General features: G+C 49.4%; 11 protein-coding genes, 2 pseudogenes and 1 riboswitch. Of the genes and pseudogenes, 6 read left to right on the top strand and 7 right to left on the bottom strand.

Going from position 1 to position 15,521, the window contains the following annotated elements:
- Nucleotides 1-117 precede the first annotated feature (117 nt).
- Nucleotides 118-534, bottom strand: a complete 417-nt coding sequence (gene rpsL / locus DW965_RS13430; protein ID WP_022463258.1) for a 30S ribosomal protein S12 — start codon at nt 532-534, stop codon at nt 118-120.
- 288 nt (nt 535-822) lie between these two features.
- Nucleotides 823-1,290: a hypothetical protein gene (locus tag DW965_RS13425; RefSeq protein ID WP_147398797.1), complete on the bottom strand. Its 468-nt coding sequence runs from the start codon at nt 1,288-1,290 to the stop codon at nt 823-825.
- A gap of 160 nt (nt 1,291-1,450) precedes the next feature.
- Nucleotides 1,451-1,495: riboswitch (PreQ1 riboswitch) on the top strand.
- Between the two features lie 28 nt (nt 1,496-1,523).
- Between DW965_RS13425 and DW965_RS13420 the strand changes: the two genes are divergently transcribed.
- From DW965_RS13420 to DW965_RS13415, 3 genes are read left to right on the top strand one after another with little or no spacing between them, the layout of a single operon-like run.
- A complete protein-coding gene (locus DW965_RS13420; RefSeq protein ID WP_330421189.1) occupies nt 1,524-2,417 on the top strand; it encodes a nucleoside hydrolase in 894 nt (297 codons plus the stop codon).
- Between the two features lie 11 nt (nt 2,418-2,428).
- Nucleotides 2,429-2,569, top strand: a complete 141-nt coding sequence (locus DW965_RS21560) for a hypothetical protein (RefSeq protein ID WP_330421188.1) — start codon at nt 2,429-2,431, stop codon at nt 2,567-2,569.
- Nucleotides 2,566-3,177 (top strand): ECF transporter S component, encoded by a 612-nt coding sequence (locus DW965_RS13415; RefSeq protein ID WP_022463255.1) that lies wholly within the window; start codon nt 2,566-2,568, stop codon nt 3,175-3,177. Before DW965_RS21560 ends, DW965_RS13415 begins: the two co-directional genes overlap by 4 nt.
- Nucleotides 3,178-3,330: 153 nt before the next feature.
- Here DW965_RS13415 and DW965_RS13410 read toward each other — a convergent pair whose 3' ends face one another.
- Nucleotides 3,331-5,340, bottom strand: coding sequence for a glycoside hydrolase family 127 protein (locus DW965_RS13410; protein WP_119198473.1), 2,010 nt, complete (start codon nt 5,338-5,340; stop codon nt 3,331-3,333).
- A gap of 189 nt (nt 5,341-5,529) precedes the next feature.
- Here DW965_RS13410 and DW965_RS13405 point away from each other — a divergent pair, with 189 nt between their 5' ends.
- Complete coding sequence (locus DW965_RS13405) at nt 5,530-6,462, top strand: AraC family transcriptional regulator (RefSeq protein WP_117761717.1); 933 nt, start codon at nt 5,530-5,532, stop codon at nt 6,460-6,462.
- A 362-nt stretch (nt 6,463-6,824) separates the two neighbouring features.
- Here the strand turns inward: DW965_RS13405 and DW965_RS13400 are convergent, their stop codons facing one another.
- Nucleotides 6,825-9,923, bottom strand: coding sequence for a hypothetical protein (locus DW965_RS13400; RefSeq protein ID WP_119198472.1), 3,099 nt, complete (start codon nt 9,921-9,923; stop codon nt 6,825-6,827).
- A 350-nt stretch (nt 9,924-10,273) separates the two neighbouring features.
- Between DW965_RS13400 and DW965_RS13395 the strand changes: the two genes are divergently transcribed.
- On the top strand, nt 10,274-10,933 hold the full coding sequence (locus tag DW965_RS13395) for a TetR/AcrR family transcriptional regulator (protein ID WP_117509909.1): 660 nt from the start codon (nt 10,274-10,276) through the stop codon (nt 10,931-10,933).
- A gap of 208 nt (nt 10,934-11,141) precedes the next feature.
- On the opposite strand, the gene DW965_RS13390 is transcribed toward DW965_RS13395, so the two are convergent.
- Nucleotides 11,142-11,915 carry an SGNH/GDSL hydrolase family protein gene (locus tag DW965_RS13390; protein WP_117509910.1) on the bottom strand — a complete coding sequence of 258 codons (774 nt, stop codon included), beginning with the start codon at nt 11,913-11,915 and terminating at the stop codon, nt 11,142-11,144.
- Nucleotides 11,916-12,266: 351 nt separating this feature from the next.
- Here DW965_RS13390 and DW965_RS22210 point away from each other — a divergent pair.
- Nucleotides 12,267-13,186: pseudogene (locus DW965_RS22210) on the top strand (aldo/keto reductase).
- 303 nt (nt 13,187-13,489) lie between these two features.
- On the opposite strand, the gene DW965_RS21545 reads toward DW965_RS22210, so the two are convergent.
- Together DW965_RS21545 and DW965_RS21540 are read right to left on the bottom strand one after the other, a co-directional pair.
- Nucleotides 13,490-14,254: a glycoside hydrolase family 31 protein gene (locus DW965_RS21545; protein WP_330421185.1), complete on the bottom strand. Its 765-nt coding sequence runs from the start codon at nt 14,252-14,254 to the stop codon at nt 13,490-13,492.
- A gap of 122 nt (nt 14,255-14,376) precedes the next feature.
- Nucleotides 14,377-15,489 (bottom strand): annotated as a pseudogene (locus tag DW965_RS21540) (TIM-barrel domain-containing protein); the annotation flags it as partial.
- Nucleotides 15,490-15,521: the final 32 nt, after the last annotated feature.

Genomic DNA, 15,521 nt, shown 5'->3' with positions numbered 1-15,521 from the left:
CAGTATGTCCGCGCGTGTAAATTCTCTATAAATCCGCAGCCGTGGGGATTTATGGAATAACGCACAACATTTCGCTTTTTTGTGATACTAGATATATCTCGAACTCGTTTTACTTAATTATTTCTTTTTCGGTCTCTTAGCACCGTATTTAGAACGGGCCTGTTTTCTGTTAGCAACACCTGCAGTATCAAGTGTACCACGGATGATGTGGTATCTGGTACCTGGCAGGTCCTTAACTCTTCCTCCACGGATCAGAACAACGCTGTGCTCCTGAAGGTTGTGACCTTCTCCTGGGATGTAACTTGTTACTTCGATTCCGTTGGAAAGACGAACTCTGGCGATTTTACGAAGAGCTGAGTTAGGTTTTTTCGGTGTAGCAGTTTTAACAGCTGTGCACACACCTCTCTTCTGAGGAGAAGACATATCTGTGGATTTCTTTCTCAGAGAATTGTAGCTTTTCTGCAGTGCCGGCGCGGTAGATTTCTTTACGGAAGTCTCACGGCCTTTTCTTACTAACTGGTTGAATGTTGGCATTCCATTTCACCTCCTGATAGATTTCTCCGTGTGTCCCACGGGGTTTCATACGGCTGCTTTAGTTCAACATAATTGCTTTGCAGCTTTTGCGCGCACAAAAAACAGTCTTTTACGCACGCTCGTTTATTATAGCGTCTGTCCTTTCAAAAGTCAAGGGGGAAATTCGCAAAAAATCGCGTATTTACGCGGCTTCTGCGGATTTCCCCCATTGATGCATTACTGTGCAAAAGTATTTTTTCTTCCTATTATAATCTCACCAGATTATTTTCTGACATTTTTTGTTTTTCGTTAAAGCGGACGGTTCCTGAAGGCCGGACACGCATCACACCGCTTCGGCTTCTCCTCGCTCTGTGCATTGCCCCAGAGGTCACGCGCTTTCTCTTCGGCACACCCTTTGCACCAGGGAAACATGCGGACATTGCTGATGTAAAAGTTCTCAAAGGTTGTCTCGTCGTTGTTGATGTCAAACTGCTGCTTTCTCGACAGCTCTTCCGTATGTTCTGCAATCCAGGCCTTCTGCCCTTCGGTCGCCGGATACCCCGGTCCGCCGAGGACGTAATCCATATCGGCATGGAGATTTTCCGGTTCGCCTGGTTTGTGGAATCCTACAAATAAAATATAGCCGCGGCGCAAAAGCTCCTGGATCGGCTCGTCCGTCTGGCCGTCCGGACCTAAAATCACCCGCGCGGTCTGCGCATGAAAATTTTCTGTTTTGGGATAGAATTTCCCAGTTGGTGCTAAAAATCCATCTGCCATTTTCTTTTCTCCCATGTTCTCATTTGCTGTATGCTTTTCTATACCATAACCGATTTTTTCAAAACAGGCAAGGTTTGTTTTACTGGATTTTTTTTTTTATCTGTGCTATACTCTTTCCCGTGCATTTATGCAATCGGATTTTCCCGTCTTTTTGCGGGTGTCCGGACTGGTTCGTGAACTTCCCAGTATAAAAAACCAAGTATCTCAAAATTTTCATCAAAGGAGATTGGAAAATGAATGCAAGAAAACTGATTATCGACTGTGATCCGGGCATCGACGATTCTCTCGCCCTGATGCTTGCCGCGGCTTCGAAAGAGCTGGATCTTGTCGGCATCACCACAGTCAGCGGAAATGTACCCGCTTCTATGGGCGCTAAAAATGCCCTCAAAATTCTTTCTATGATTGGAAAACCAGATGTCCCGGTTTATGTCGGCGAGGAGACGCCTCTGGTCCGCGACTACGTGGACGCGATGGACACCCACGGCATGGACGGTCTCGGTGAATCGGGCTGGCCGGATGCCGAAGGCCTTACGCCAAACAAGGACGCTGTTTCTTTCCTGATCGAAACCTTAAAAGCAACCCCTGATGTTACCATTCTTGCCCTCGGACCGATGACGAACCTTGCAAAAGTTATCTCCCGCGCACCGGAGTGCCTGACAAACCTGACGTCTCTTGTCTCCATGGGCGGAAGCTATAAGAGCCATGGAAACTGCTCCCCGGTTGCCGAGTACAATTACTGGTGCGACCCGGATGCCGCAGCCGAAGTATTCCGCGCGTTTTCCGAGCTGCCGCAGCTTGCAGGCAAAAAGCTTCATATGATCGGGCTGGATGTCACACGAAAAATTGTCCTGACGCCGAATCTTGTGGAATATATGAAATGCGTAAATCCAGGAGTCGGAACCCGCATTGAGGAGCTGACGCGCTTCTACTTTGATTTCCACTGGAAGCAGGAAAAGGTCATCGGATGCGTGATCAACGATCCGCTCGCGGCCGCTTATCTTGTGGATCCGTCGCTCTGTAGCGGTTTTGATGCGTATACGCAGGTAGAAACCGGAGGTCTCTGCATCGGACAGACGGTTGTGGATGCCATGAATTTTATCAGAAAGCACCGAACAGCCACATTCTGACGCAGGTCGATGTGCGCCGTTTCTTCCTGATGTTCTTTGAGCGCGTTCTCGGCGTGCCGCAGGAGGAATCCGCACCGGTTCTCGACCAGATTCTCACCGCACCGCCGGTCTTCCCACATGAGACGATGTTTCAGAAGGGAGGCGAGGCATGATGAATACTAACCGTACGTTAAAACTCACGACACTCGCGCTCTGCGGTGTCATCAATATTCTCGGCGGTACCATTGCTCTGCTGCTGCGTCTTCCGGTTTATCTGGACTCCATCGGAACAGTTCTGGCAGCCGCTCTGTTCGGACCTGCTGCAGGCCTCGTTCCGGGACTGATCTCCGGACTCATTTCCGGCATGACGAGTGATGTCTATGCGTTTTACTATATTCCGGTGCAGCTTGTCATCGGTCTCGTTGCCGGCCTTGTATTCCGCAGACTCCGCCCGTCCCATACGGCAGGATCCCGCAGCGAGAGTCTTTCCCTCCGCTCCATGGGCTGGAAGCTGTTTCCGGCAGCGCTTGTGATCTCACTTCCGGGTACTGTGGTAAGTTCCACAATCACCGCGGTTGTTTTCGGTGGAATTACTTCCTCCGGCTCCACTGTGCTGGTGCAGCTGCTTCACAGCCTCGGTATGAATCTGACTCTCTCTGTCTGCGTTGTACAGGCCATGACAGACTTTGTGGATCGAATGATTGTTCTTGCGGTCGTCCTCGTGATTCTGCCCGCCGTTTCTTCTGCTTTCGGCAGTCTTTCTATGAGAAGCAGAAAATAATCTGTACCAATAGCACAAATAATCCTACAAAAAATTCACTTTCTTTTTTGCAGGATTCTCATATTTTGGCATAACAAGAACTCCGGAAAAAAAGGGGAGGCTGCATCAGGAGCCATCCCTTTTCCGGAGTTTTTTATTTCTTCTTTAATAAAATCATTCACATGCGCGGATCCATACCTGCATTTCGCCCTCACCTCGGTTGTTCCACATATAATATGGAATCAGCTTCAGTTTCGTCTTTTCCTCTTCCTCTTTCTGATACAGATGATACAACGGCTGTTTTTCCGCATCGCCCAGCTTCATGCGACGTCCCTCGGCCGTTACGCTCACAAAGTGCTCGCCCAGCTCATCGGCTGCTTCTGCGGTTTTTTCACCATTCACACAGAGTTTTGTCAAATGCAGATTCTTTCCGTTGTCTGCTTCTTCCATACAGTAAACAACCGGTCCTCGTTTTACGGCAACACGGCCGGCGTCCTCGCGTACAAGCGGATTGGATGCCAAAAACTGGATTTCCATCGGGAAGTTCAGGCGGATCGTCTCACCCTTCGCCCATACTTTTGTCACATACAGATACCCGTCTTTTTCTTCCAATTCTGCGCCTTTTGGAATCTCTTTTTCATAAGAAGCACACCATCCCGGGATGCGGAATGCAAAGGTGTACGGCTCTTTGGTATCGCTCTCGCAGGTCACGGAAACATGGCCGTCCCACGGGAATTCGGAAGTGATGGATGCTTTTACTTTTTCTCCTTCCACTGTTCCACCCATGTACAAGTGGACAAACAGGGTTGTGTCGTTTTCCGTGTATGCGTAAGATGCAACTGAGCTTACCGTTCTTGCCAGGTTCGGAGGGCAGCAGGCACAGCCGAACCATTTCTGGCGGATCGGTTTTACATGGAATTTCCGCTCATCCTTGTGGCATGCCTCCGGCAGTACCTCCAGCGGATTGACATAGAAGAAGCTCTTTCCGTCGAGCGCCATTCCGGAGAGAACGCCATTGTAGAGGGCTAATTCCATCACATCCGCGTACTCTGCTTTTGCCTGAATCTCCAGCATGCGGCGAGCAAAGAACACAAGACCGATGGATGCACAGGTCTCTGCGTAAGCGGTATCGTTTGGCAGGTCATAGTTGAAAGAGAATGCCTCTCCTATATGAGTGGCACCGATTCCGCCGGTGACGTACATTTTCTGATGCACCATGTTGTTCCAGAGAGTTTCACAGGCTTTCAGCAGGCTCTCATCCTGCGTTGCCCTTGCCACATCCGCCATGCCGGAATAGAGATATACGGCGCGTACGGAGTGCCCCTGCACCTCATCCTGCTGACGCACCGGGCGGTTTGCCTGATTGTAGCTATATCGTTCCTCGCCCTCCGGGCAGGTCAGACCGCGCTCGATATCGTAATAGTATGGTTTTGTTCCGCGTTCATCGATGAAGTATTTTGCAAGATCGAGATACTTCTGCTCGCCGGTCAGATCATAGAGACGCATCAGAGCCATCTCTGCAATTTCGTGACCAGGATAACCTGCTTTTTTACCCTCGCCGTGACCGAGTTTGCTGGCAATAAAGTCCGCGAAACGCTCTGCTGCTTTTAAGAGACGGTCTTTTCCGGTCGCCTGATAATAGGCTACGGCGCCTTCCGTCAGATGACCGAAGCAGTACAGCTCATGGTTGTCCTTAAGGTTTGTAAAAATCATATCCTGATCGTTGATCAGATAGTAGGTATCGAGGTATCCGTCTTCTCTCTGTGCTGCGCAGACAGCTTCAATTGCTTCATCTGCCGTTTTTTCCAGCTCCGGATCGGGATGCTGTGTCAGGGAGTACGCAACTGCCTCCACCCATTTGGTAAAATCGGTATCCTGGAACAGGAAGCCATAAAATCTTCCGTCCATTTTGCCATCCTTCGGCAGTGTCTCAAAAGTATCCAGCGGGTATTTGATCTGAACAAATTTGTCTCCTTTTGCTTTCCGCTCTTTTTCAACTTCACCGGCGCGGCGGTAGTTCCGCATACAGAAGCTCGGTGCTGCTCCCGGAACATTGTCATTTAAGGCATTCCACTGATACGGAATTACTTCGGTGCGGACAAGCTCCATCTCTTTTTTCCAGAATGCATCAGTAACCTGGACTTTTGCCAGGGATAATGGTTTGCTGAAGTTTTTCTGATCCATTTTTTCGGTCTCCTTTTTCGTTGTCTTCCGCCGCCTCCTGGTTTGAAAAAGATATTTTCCTTGCTTTCAGGGATGGGAAGCGTTACACTTCTTTTGACGGCTGTTTTCCTGTTTTTCTATAGTTTTATTTTAGCAAAACGGATCTCCGTTTAAAATACAAGAATGTTTGAAAAGGTTTGAAATAGTCATATGATCTCTGTTTTATTTCCAGATGCCGCCTGTTTTACCTACGACCTCTGCGGCAAATTCCAGTCCCCGTCCCCGGAGTGGATGCACCTGACACGGAATCTCGTCAATTTTGAACTGATGGTTGTGACGGAAGGAACGCTTTTTATCGCGGACGAACGCCGCTCTTACGAGGTTCACCCCGGCGAATATCTTCTTTTGCCGCCGACCGTCCATCAGCATGGCTCGAAAAAGGGAAGCTGCTCTTTCTACTGGCTCCATTTTATCCCGGGTATCCCCTCCGCACCGATCGTCGCTCCTTCTGACCCGACCGCCGGATCGGTTCTGGATGAGTTTCATGCTGCACCGCCATCCTCCTACCGCCTTGAGGACCTCGCTCCCGCCCAGCTTCCATCCAACTACCCCGAAACGTTATGCATCCCGCTCCAGAGAACGCTTTCCTCCCCGAACCGCGTCATCATCCTCATGAAGCAGCTCCAGGACACTTCCCTGCGTTTCCACAACACGTTCCTCAACAACAGCCTGACTGCCGCTGTTCTCGGCGAAATCAACTGTCAGAGCCCCTTCTACCGCACCTACACTTCCGAAACGCAGCGGACGCAGATCCTGCAGGACATTATCAGCTACATCCAGTACCACAGCAGCGAGTCCCTCAAAGTCACCGAACTCGCCCGTTATTTCGGCTACAACGACAAATACCTCTCCTCCCTCTTCCACGAGGGCACCGGAATGACACTGAAGCAGTTCATCCTGAAATCCAAAACGGACAGCGCAATGGCTGAGCTGACGGACACGAATCACACTGTCTCTCAGATTGCCTATAACGTTGGATTTCAGGATGCGCATAATTTTTCCACGGCTTTCCGAAAGCTCACCGGGATGACGCCGGGACAGTACCGGAAGAGTTATGGGAACCGGAAACTTTCTTTTGAATAGGACGGGAGGATACGACCCCCAGGCACCGCGGGGGGCGGACGCTCCGCTGCGCCCTGGGGACCCATCTACGTTTTGGCGGACGGAAGTGATTTACTCAATGGATGGATTCACTTATTCTTTAGAAATTTACTGTTTCTTTTAGAAAATAGACATACTTTGCTCACATTTCTTCACTATACTATAACTTAGATAGTTGATGAACCACTCAAAACTATCTCCCCCCTCATTATGAAAGAGCAGCCCGCATATCCGCGGGCTGTTCTTATTTTTTGTCTTTTTGCACCCACCTAACGTAAATGCCGCCTGCGGTCGGGGAAAACATCCCGACCGCAGGCGGCCTCACAATCTACCGTGGAATCACATTACTCTTCCGCAGCTTCAATTGCTGCAGTCTCGATAATAAATTTCACGCTTCCATCCATTCCATTTGCCTTACCACTGTAAGAAGTATAAGCGCATTTATCCGAATTCAGCGCCTGAATCCGATCCAGTACATCTCCCAGATCATCCTCAAAGGTACTCTTCAGCTTGCTGGTACCCTCTTCTTCAAACTTCTTCGTACCGTCAGCCAGTTCTTTCGCCCCATCGGACAGCTCGTCAATACCATCAACAACCTTGCTGCTTCCCGATTTCAGATCAGAAGCTCCGCTTGCCAGAGAAGAAGTTCCATTTGCCAGTGTAGAAGCTCCGCTCGCCAGCGTAGATGCTCCGCTTGCCAGCGTAGAAGCTCCGCTGTTCAGTTCAGAAGCTCCGCCTGCCAGGGAAGAAGTTCCATTTGCCAGTGTGGAGGCTCCGCTTGCCAGCTGGGATGCTCCGCCTGCTACCTGAGAAGCACCGCTTCTTAAGCTTCCGCTGTTTGCAGAAAGTTTTGCAGATCCATCGCTTAACTGGCTTCCCAGCTGTCCAAGACCTGCGGTCAGCTGTGTCGTGCCGCCCTGCAGAGTCGTAACACCCTCAACCAGAGCCGGTGCATTTGCTTTCAGCTGGCTTGCGCCGGAAAGCAGCGTATCATTGTAAGCACTCAGCTGAGTGAATCCTGCGTTCAGTGCATTGATGCCTGCTGTTGCTTTTGCAAAACTCTCATTTGTGCTGCTGTACAGCTGGCTCACACCTGCGGACAGAGTACCGATGCCCTTGTACAGAGCGCTTCCGCCTGCATCAAGCTGTGCCACACCTGCGGTCAGTTTCTGCATTGCACCAAGATTCTGCTCAACAACTGCTTTATTATCGGTGATGGTCTGCATCTGTTTCTTCATGGTCTCAAGCTGCGGCATCAGAGCTGCAACCGTCTTCTGCAGATCACTGTACTGGCTCTTGATGTCGCTCATCTTCTGCTGCATTGCTGCAAGACCGGAGAGATCCGGGCGCTCGATTTCGAAGTTCAGTTCCGGAAGGGTAATCTGCGGAGCTGTAACCGGAGTAACCGAAACGGTTCCGGCGGAAGCGGAAACGCTGACACTTCCGATCTGGTTTCTTGCTTTACTTAAGGAATCGGCAAGCTCTGTATTTCCAGCGCTCTTAGCTGCGGAAATCTGTGCATCCAGTGTAGCTGCTGCTGCAGAGAGCTGATCATTTGCCTGTTTTGCTGCATCGGCGGATGCCTGGCTTGCTGCTGTATCAGCTGCGCTCTGTGCTGCTGCTGTTGCTTCCTGGTTCAGCTGTGCTGCTGCTCCGTCTGCCCATGCCTGAACCTGTGCTGCCATCTGGGTTCCCATCTGCGTTGCCTGATTCGTGATCTGTGCCTCCAGACCGCTTAAGTAGCTCTCAAGTCCTTTGGACAGCGTATCCATCTGGCTCATCAGCTCGCTGCCGTTTGTCATCATGCTGTTGACAGATCCTGCGATTGTGGTGTTCAGAACCTCGGAGAGTGCCTCGGTCTCGGAGATCAGGGTAGAACCGGTGCTGGTCATACCGTCTACCATCGTCAGAAGGCTCTGTACATCGGTGCTCTGCAGCTGCTCGTTCAAACTGGTCAGTCCTTCGGAGAGTTGTTTTGCTCCTGCAAAAATATCATTCTCATCTTTTCCGTCGAGTGCTGCGTTCAGTGTTGCGATTGCACTGTTTACCTCGGTCAGGCCGTCTGCCAGAGGCTGAAGCTGCTCAGCGCCTGCTGCAAGCTGTTTCTCGCCTGCTACATAAGAAGCAACGCCGTCGGACAGCTGTGTTGTTCCGTCGGTGTACTGTTTTACGCCTGCAACGACTTTATTCACACCGTTTACATACTCGGTTACGCTTCCAGTCAGCACACCGTTCTTTCCAAGATACGTCTGGATTGCTTTATTCAGGGTATCAGCGCCCTCGGTGTAGGAGTTTACGCCGCTTGCCAGGGAAGAAGCTCCGCTGCTTAAGGTGGATGCTCCGTTGGACAGGGTAGCTGCTCCGCTGTTTAAGGTAGAAGCTCCGCTGTTCAGAGTAGAAGTTCCGTTTGCCAGAGTCGATGCTCCGCTTGCCAGTGTGCCGGCTCCGCTTGCCAGTGTGCCGGCTCCGCTGTTCAGCTCGTCAGCGCCGTCTTTTAACGTTCCGATACCGTCATCCAGCTCTTTGTAGCTGTCTTTTAAAGTATCCACACCATCGGAGAGTGCCTTGGAACCGTCAACCAGTTCCATTGCAGCATCCTCAAGATCACTCAGTGCATCCTTCAGGTCATCGTATCCGGTGATGTTGTCGGTATTGATGGTGTCGAGAACATCGTCAAGTGCAACGGTGAAGGTAGAATCCAGAGAGAAGTTCTCCACATCTGCAGTGATCTCCAGGCTTTCCGGCAGTTCGAAATCGCTGTCACCGGATACCAGATCTTCAAGGGAATCGGAATTTAATCCCAGGCTTTCCTGCAGGCCAGGCATACCAAATCCGATTACGATGTTTCTGCTTCCATCGGAAATGACTTTACCATTGTCGATCTTGACATTGGAGAAAGTATCCTGCGGAAGAATCATTCCGGTCATCAGGACGAATGGGGTGTACATCGTCTCTTTCTTGCCATTGATGTCAACCGTTGTCTTTGTGTTGTTTGTATAGTCAACTTTGATTTTCAGTTTTCCGCTCTTTCCGGCCAGGTCATCCGGTTTGATTTCCTTGCCGTCCAGATAATAGGTGAACTTCACGGAAACCGGAGGCTCTTTTGTGGTTGTTCCCTGATAATAGATATCCTCGCCGTCTGTCTGCCAGGTCAGCTTGTTTCCGCTCTGGGTGAACTTCTCGTCGCCCTTTACGTTTTTGATGTCCTTCAGTTCACTCTCATCTTTCAGGTTCTTTTCCGTTCCTGCGTTCTTCAGCCAGTTGGATACGGTGATCTGATCTTCCGATCCGTCTGCATTTGCATTTACATATACGGTTTCTTCTTTGGAAACCGCTGCGTCCTCTCCTGTCGCTGCATAAACCGGAGCAGCTCCCATAACAGCAGCCATACCAACAGCAAGACCAGACATCATCTGTTTTCTCAGTTTTCTGTTTCTATTCATTGTGATAAACTTCCTTTCTGTGGTTTTTATAATGGTTTTTTATGATGAAATCCAGGATCATAAGAGAAGTAAAACCCGCTCGGAGTAAGATACTGCGGGATACTGTTTCCCTCAGATCGAGGATGTTTTTCCTATGCCTTTCAATCATCTAATGTTATAACGCAAAAATGACTCTTAGTCAACATTAAATACTGCACAAAATTGACGATCGGTCATTTTTTTCTTCGTGCATAGTCACAAAAATGAGAAAATTAGTCATTTTCCCTTTGACAGTTTCCATGTATTCTAACTATAATTGTAGTTAAGTAAATGACACATGATGTGATATTTTTCAGGAAAGGAGACTCTCTGTGGGAAAAATTGACAACAACAAACAAATGAAACGTGAGTCCCTTCTGGACTCTGCTTTCTCACTTTTTATCAACAACGGCTTTAGTAAAACATCCATTTCGGATATCGTGAATAACGCCGGCGTTGCAAAAGGTACCTTCTATCTTTATTTCAAAGATAAGTACGATATTCGGAATCATCTGATTGCACATAAGGCGAGTCAGGTATTTCAGGCCGCCTACTCAGATCTGCTGCGCCACCCGGATATCCATGATTTTGAAGAGCAGGTGCTTTTTATCACCGACAATATCCTCGACCAGTTTGCCGCCAACCACAGCCTCGTGACGCTTATTTCCAAGCATCTGAGCTGGGGATTCTTCAAAAATTCTCTTACCTTTGCTCCGTTTGCCGACACGCCGGCCATCTACACTATCTATGAATCTCTGCTCTCTCATGCAGCATATACGTATCGTTCACCGGAGCTGATGTTCTATATGATTCTGGAGCTTGTAAGCGGTACAAGCTACAACGCTATCCTGTACCAGCAGCCGGTTCCGCTTGAAGAACTAAAACCGGAGCTTTACGCTGCCATCTGTGGCATTTTCAAACAGTTCCGGATCCGTAAGAAACGAAAAAACGCGGAAAATGCAGGCGCGGATCCCGCCTCACTGTTCTCGTAGAAAAGAAAGAATCCTGCTACGGCAGGATTCTCCGCCTGCGGCGGGTCACTTTGGCGACATAATTCCACTCCGCCGCAGTGCGATCCTGCCCGGAGGGCTTTTTTAATTTTTTACAGGAAAATTCAACGAAGTTTCCTGTAAATCAAAAAATACTTTCGCGGAATCTTTTCAAAAGAAACCACGAAAGTATTTTTATTTTCCTCTTTGCTTATACCTGCTGTTCCAGATATTCACCAATCCGCTGTTCCATCACAGGCACCAGCCACTCGGCATAGCCGGCCTTCATCGGATGAATCGGATCCTGAAGATACAGTTTTCGTTTTTCCGGGGAAACACGGTTGATTTGTTCGTCATTCCAGAAATCGATCACACCGATCTGCCATTTTTCCTGAATTTTCAGAAGCGCCTCTACCATCTTCGCGTACGGCTTGGAATCATACTGTGGATTCGTATAGAACATCACCGGGCAATGCCACGTTTCTTTTGCATATGCAATGATATACTCAATCGCGCCGCAGACAGTTTCGACATCGAAGCTCTCCAGATCGCGGGATTCCGAAATTTCACCGAGCGGGCTGTTGCGTGTTGCATCGTTAGTGGACAGCTGGCAGATAAAAAGATCCACCTGTTGCTTTGGATCAAGCCTGTCGCGCATACGCTCGATGTAGGAATCCTCACCATTATCAATCAGCGTGGTTCCGTTGACCGCTTCTTTGATGCAGGTACAGCTGTCTTTCTTCGCTATGTACTCCGCAAACGAATTGTTGTGGGCAGCAAAGCCCTTCGTCACGGAGGATCCCAAAAATACAACTGTTTTTCCTTTTAACGGACTTGTTTTTTTAAACGGAATACGGGAAACATCGTATCGGACGGAATTTCCCTTTTTAAAATAACCTGTTTTCTTATTCATGCTATATATGCCGCCGACAGCTAAGGCTGCGCCTCCCGCGGCCAGGATTCCGGCTATTATTTTTGCATCCATCGCAAAACCTCCATTATCTGATTCAATACCACTTCACAGATCCTGTCGGATCTTTTTTTCGAATACCCCTATCTTACATCATTTTTCTGAAAATGCAAGTAAACTTTGTTGTCGATTTTGTTCCGATTTTGTTAACAAAATACGGATTTTCTGTGTTCTGGTCGAATTCTGATCGATTCCGGCGATTTTTTTATTCTCTTTCCCTCAAAAACCATTGACTTTCAAGTGCACTTAAATGATATATTAAAAGCAACGTAATTACTATTCTTTCTGTACTTCCAGAGTCCTTCCACGCCTGCTTTACGAAAACCTCTGCGAATACAGAAGCATTGCAAAGGAGAAAATTCTACTATGAAAGAAACAATTTTAGGCAATCACCTGCGAAAAGTTCCTTCCATTGCAGTCGGATGCATGCGGCTTTCCGAAAAATCGAAGGACGAGATGAATCATTTTATCCACTCCGCTCTGGAGCAGGGCGCATATTTCTTTGATCACGCGGATATCTACGGCGGCGGCATGAGCGAGACTGTGTTCGGTGAGGCATTTTCCGGCGATCCGTCCCTGAAACGGGAGGATATTTTTCTCCAGTCCAAATGCGGCATCCGCCAGGGCTGCTATGATCTGTCGAAAGACCACATCCTGGAATCTGTCGATGGTATTTTAAAACGTCTGCAGACGGATTACCTCGATCTTTTGCTGCTCCACCGGCCGGATGCGCTCGTAGAACCAGAAGATGTAGCTGCCGCCTTTGATGTTCTGTTTGAGAGCGGAAAGGTCCGCCATTTCGGTGTTTCCAACCACAAGCCGATGCAGATTGCACTGCTGCAGAAATATGTCCGCCAGCACTCGTTGCCAATCAGGTACAGTTCAGCATTCCGGTTTCCAACCTTGTTGCAAATGGCATGGAAGTGAACATGGAAACACCGGGTTCGGTTGACCACGATGGCAGTCTGCTCGATTACTGCCGTCTGCACGATATTACCCTGCAGGCATGGTCTCCGTTCCAGATGCCATCATGGAAAGGATGTTTTCTTGGAAGCGACGAGTACCCGGAACTGAACCGGAAAATCCGTGCACTGGCCGAAAAATACAGCGTCAGTGATACCACGATTGCGGCAGCGTGGATTCTGCGCCACCCGGCAAATATGCAGCTTGTCACAGGTACGGCAAGCGAAAACCGCCTGAAAGAGATTATCGCGGCATGTGCTATTACGCTGACGCGGGAAGAATGGTATGAGCTGTATCTGGCGGCAGGCCATCCGCTTCCGTAAGTTTTTCTGTCCGCCTGCCCATATGCGGAACAAGGCTAAAATCCCCTTTTCGGATCCGTGATTGATTTATAACATCGGAAAAGCATTCCTTTGGATCTTATCGATCTTCTGGAATGCTTTTCCCTTTTCCTTTTCTTTTTTCATGCAGCTATCTGCAATCCGCATTGGCTGCCTGCCCATAACCAAATAACTGCTCCGCAGTTTATCAGAAGAAGCTTGCATTCCTCCTGATACAGGCAAGTCCCCAACCACTGCTTATTACTTTTCGTACTCGAAGCAGGTGACTTACTTGATTCGGTTAAATCAGATCTCTCCCACCAGATATCCCTGTTTTCCGTTGCGAAGGAAAACAGGCAGTGTTTCGATCGGCGCCTCAATTTCATAGGCTTTTCCGCCCTCATAAACATCACCGGTATTTGCCAGCGTCCAGGACGCACCGGCCGGCAGATAAACGGTACGGCTCGTTGCTTTTGGCCGGACAATCGGTGCTACAAGGATGTCGGAGCCGAACATGTAAGCATCGGAGATGTCCCAGCATGCTGCATCCTCCGGGAACTCATAGAACATCGTTCTCATGACCGGTGTTCCTTTTTCGTGTGCTTCTGCCATCAGGCTTCTCGTGTAATCGCGCATTTTTTCGCGGACACCGATGAATTTTGTCAGGATTTCATAATTTTTCTCTCCGAAGCTCCATACCTCGTTGTCAGCTCCGGTTCCCTCACGCACTTCGCCAGCCTTGTTGATGATCTCTTCTCTCGGTCCCCGGTTTCCGTGAATACGCATAACCGGGCAGAAGGTACCAAACTGGAACCAACGCACAAGCAGCTCCTGGAAGTCCGGATCTTCGGTCACACCGCCGTGGAATCCGCCGATATCGGTTGTCCACCACGGAATGCCGCAAAGTCCCATATGAAGGCCTGCGCAGATCTGTTTGCGGAAGTCCTCGTAGGTTGAGAAAATATCGCCGGACCACACAAGGGCTCCGTATTTCTGGCTTCCGAGCCATGCGCAGCGGACGAGGTTGACGATATCCTCCTGGCCGCTCTCTTTCTGGCCCTCGTAGAACATACGGGAATACTCTCTTGGATAAATATTTCCGATCTCTTCCACCGGCCTGCGGCGTAGCGGTAGCACTCGTACTCATAGGTTGAAAACTCCGGTTCAGCCTCATCGAGCCAGAAGGTGCGGATGCCGAGATCTGCATAATTTTTCTTTACTTTCTCCCAGACATACTTTCTTGTTCTCGGATTTGTTGCATCCAGGAAGACATTATTTCCATGGAACAGCATCTGTACATCAACACCTGCATTGCTCTTCACGAGGAGTCCCTGCTGTTTCATTTCTTCGTAATTCTCGCTTCTCCAGTCGATCTGCGGCCAGATGGAAACCATCGTCTCGATGCCCATCTCATGCAGCTCGTCGATCATTGCTTTCGGATCCGGGAAATATTCTTCATCAAAACGATAATCACCGCATCTTGGCCAGTGATAGTAGTCGATGACAAAGACATCCAGCGGAATGCCGCGTTTTTTGTACTCGCGTGCCACATTCAGTACCTGCTCCTGATTATAGTAGCGCAGTTTGCACTGCCAGAAGCCAAGGCCGTACTCCGGCATCATCGGAACTTTGCCAATGGCATCTGCAAAGTGCTCTTCAATTTCCGCCGGGGTATCGCCTGCGGTTACCCAGTAGTCGAGCTGCTTTGTGGTGCGTGCCAGCCATTCCGTTGTGTTCGTTCCGAAATGAACCTCACCGACCGCTGCATTGTGCCACAGGAAGCCGTAGCCAAGGCTCGATACATAAAACGGAATGCTCGCCTGCGAATTACGGTGCGCCAGTTCCAGGTTGCATCCCTTCAGGTTCATTCTCTCCTGCTGATACTGCCCCATACCATAAATCTTCTCATCCGGGTTGGAATCGAAGGATACTTTCAGCTGATAAGCGCCGCCCTTTAATGCACGGTAATCGTGTGCGCGCAGGCAGAGCGCTCCGCCGTTTGCGATCTCGGAGAGCAGCACCTCACCCTTCTGATTCAGGAACGTAATCCGAAGCTTCTGTCCCCACGGCTGAAGCTCGAGAACCGCCTGGATTTTACCGTTTTTGATCGTCGCTTTCAGTTCATCCACCAGCTCAATTTCCGCTTCCACCGGTTCCGGATCAAGCAGTGCAATGCTTCCCTCTTCTATCTCCGAAAGAAGCGTACCTCTCACCCGAAGACTGTCCTTCTGCCACGGCTCCACCCGGACCGTCTCCCCATCCTGCCGGAAAATCAGCGCATTTCCCTGTTTCTCAAAATACTGCATAAAAACCTCCCTTTCCAGAACCCGCCGTTCCA

The organism is Blautia sp. AM47-4, from assembly GCF_003479865.1.
Lineage (GTDB): Bacteria > Bacillota > Clostridia > Lachnospirales > Lachnospiraceae > Fusicatenibacter > Fusicatenibacter saccharivorans.
Note: the sequence above shows the minus strand (reverse complement) of the source record. Positions and strands in the feature narration are given on the sequence as shown.

Bases quoted from the DNA above. Each gene is read 5' to 3' on its own strand.
- rpsL (WP_022463258.1), bottom strand. From the start codon at position 534: ATGCCAACATTCAACCAGTTAGTAAGAAAAGGCCGTGAGACTTCCGTA.
- DW965_RS13425 (WP_147398797.1), bottom strand. From the start codon at position 1,290: ATGGCAGATGGATTTTTAGCACCAACTGGGAAATTCTATCCCAAAACA.
- DW965_RS13420 (WP_330421189.1), top strand. From the start codon at position 1,524: ATGAATGCAAGAAAACTGATTATCGACTGTGATCCGGGCATCGACGAT.
- DW965_RS13415 (WP_022463255.1), top strand. From the start codon at position 2,566: ATGATGAATACTAACCGTACGTTAAAACTCACGACACTCGCGCTCTGC.
- DW965_RS13410 (WP_119198473.1), bottom strand. From the start codon at position 5,340: ATGGATCAGAAAAACTTCAGCAAACCATTATCCCTGGCAAAAGTCCAG.
- DW965_RS13405 (WP_117761717.1), top strand. From the start codon at position 5,530: ATGATCTCTGTTTTATTTCCAGATGCCGCCTGTTTTACCTACGACCTC.
- DW965_RS13400 (WP_119198472.1), bottom strand. From the start codon at position 9,923: ATGAATAGAAACAGAAAACTGAGAAAACAGATGATGTCTGGTCTTGCT.
- DW965_RS13390 (WP_117509910.1), bottom strand. From the start codon at position 11,915: ATGGATGCAAAAATAATAGCCGGAATCCTGGCCGCGGGAGGCGCAGCC.
- DW965_RS21545 (WP_330421185.1), bottom strand. From the start codon at position 14,254: ATGTTCTACGAGGGCCAGAAAGAGAGCGGCCAGGAGGATATCGTCAAC.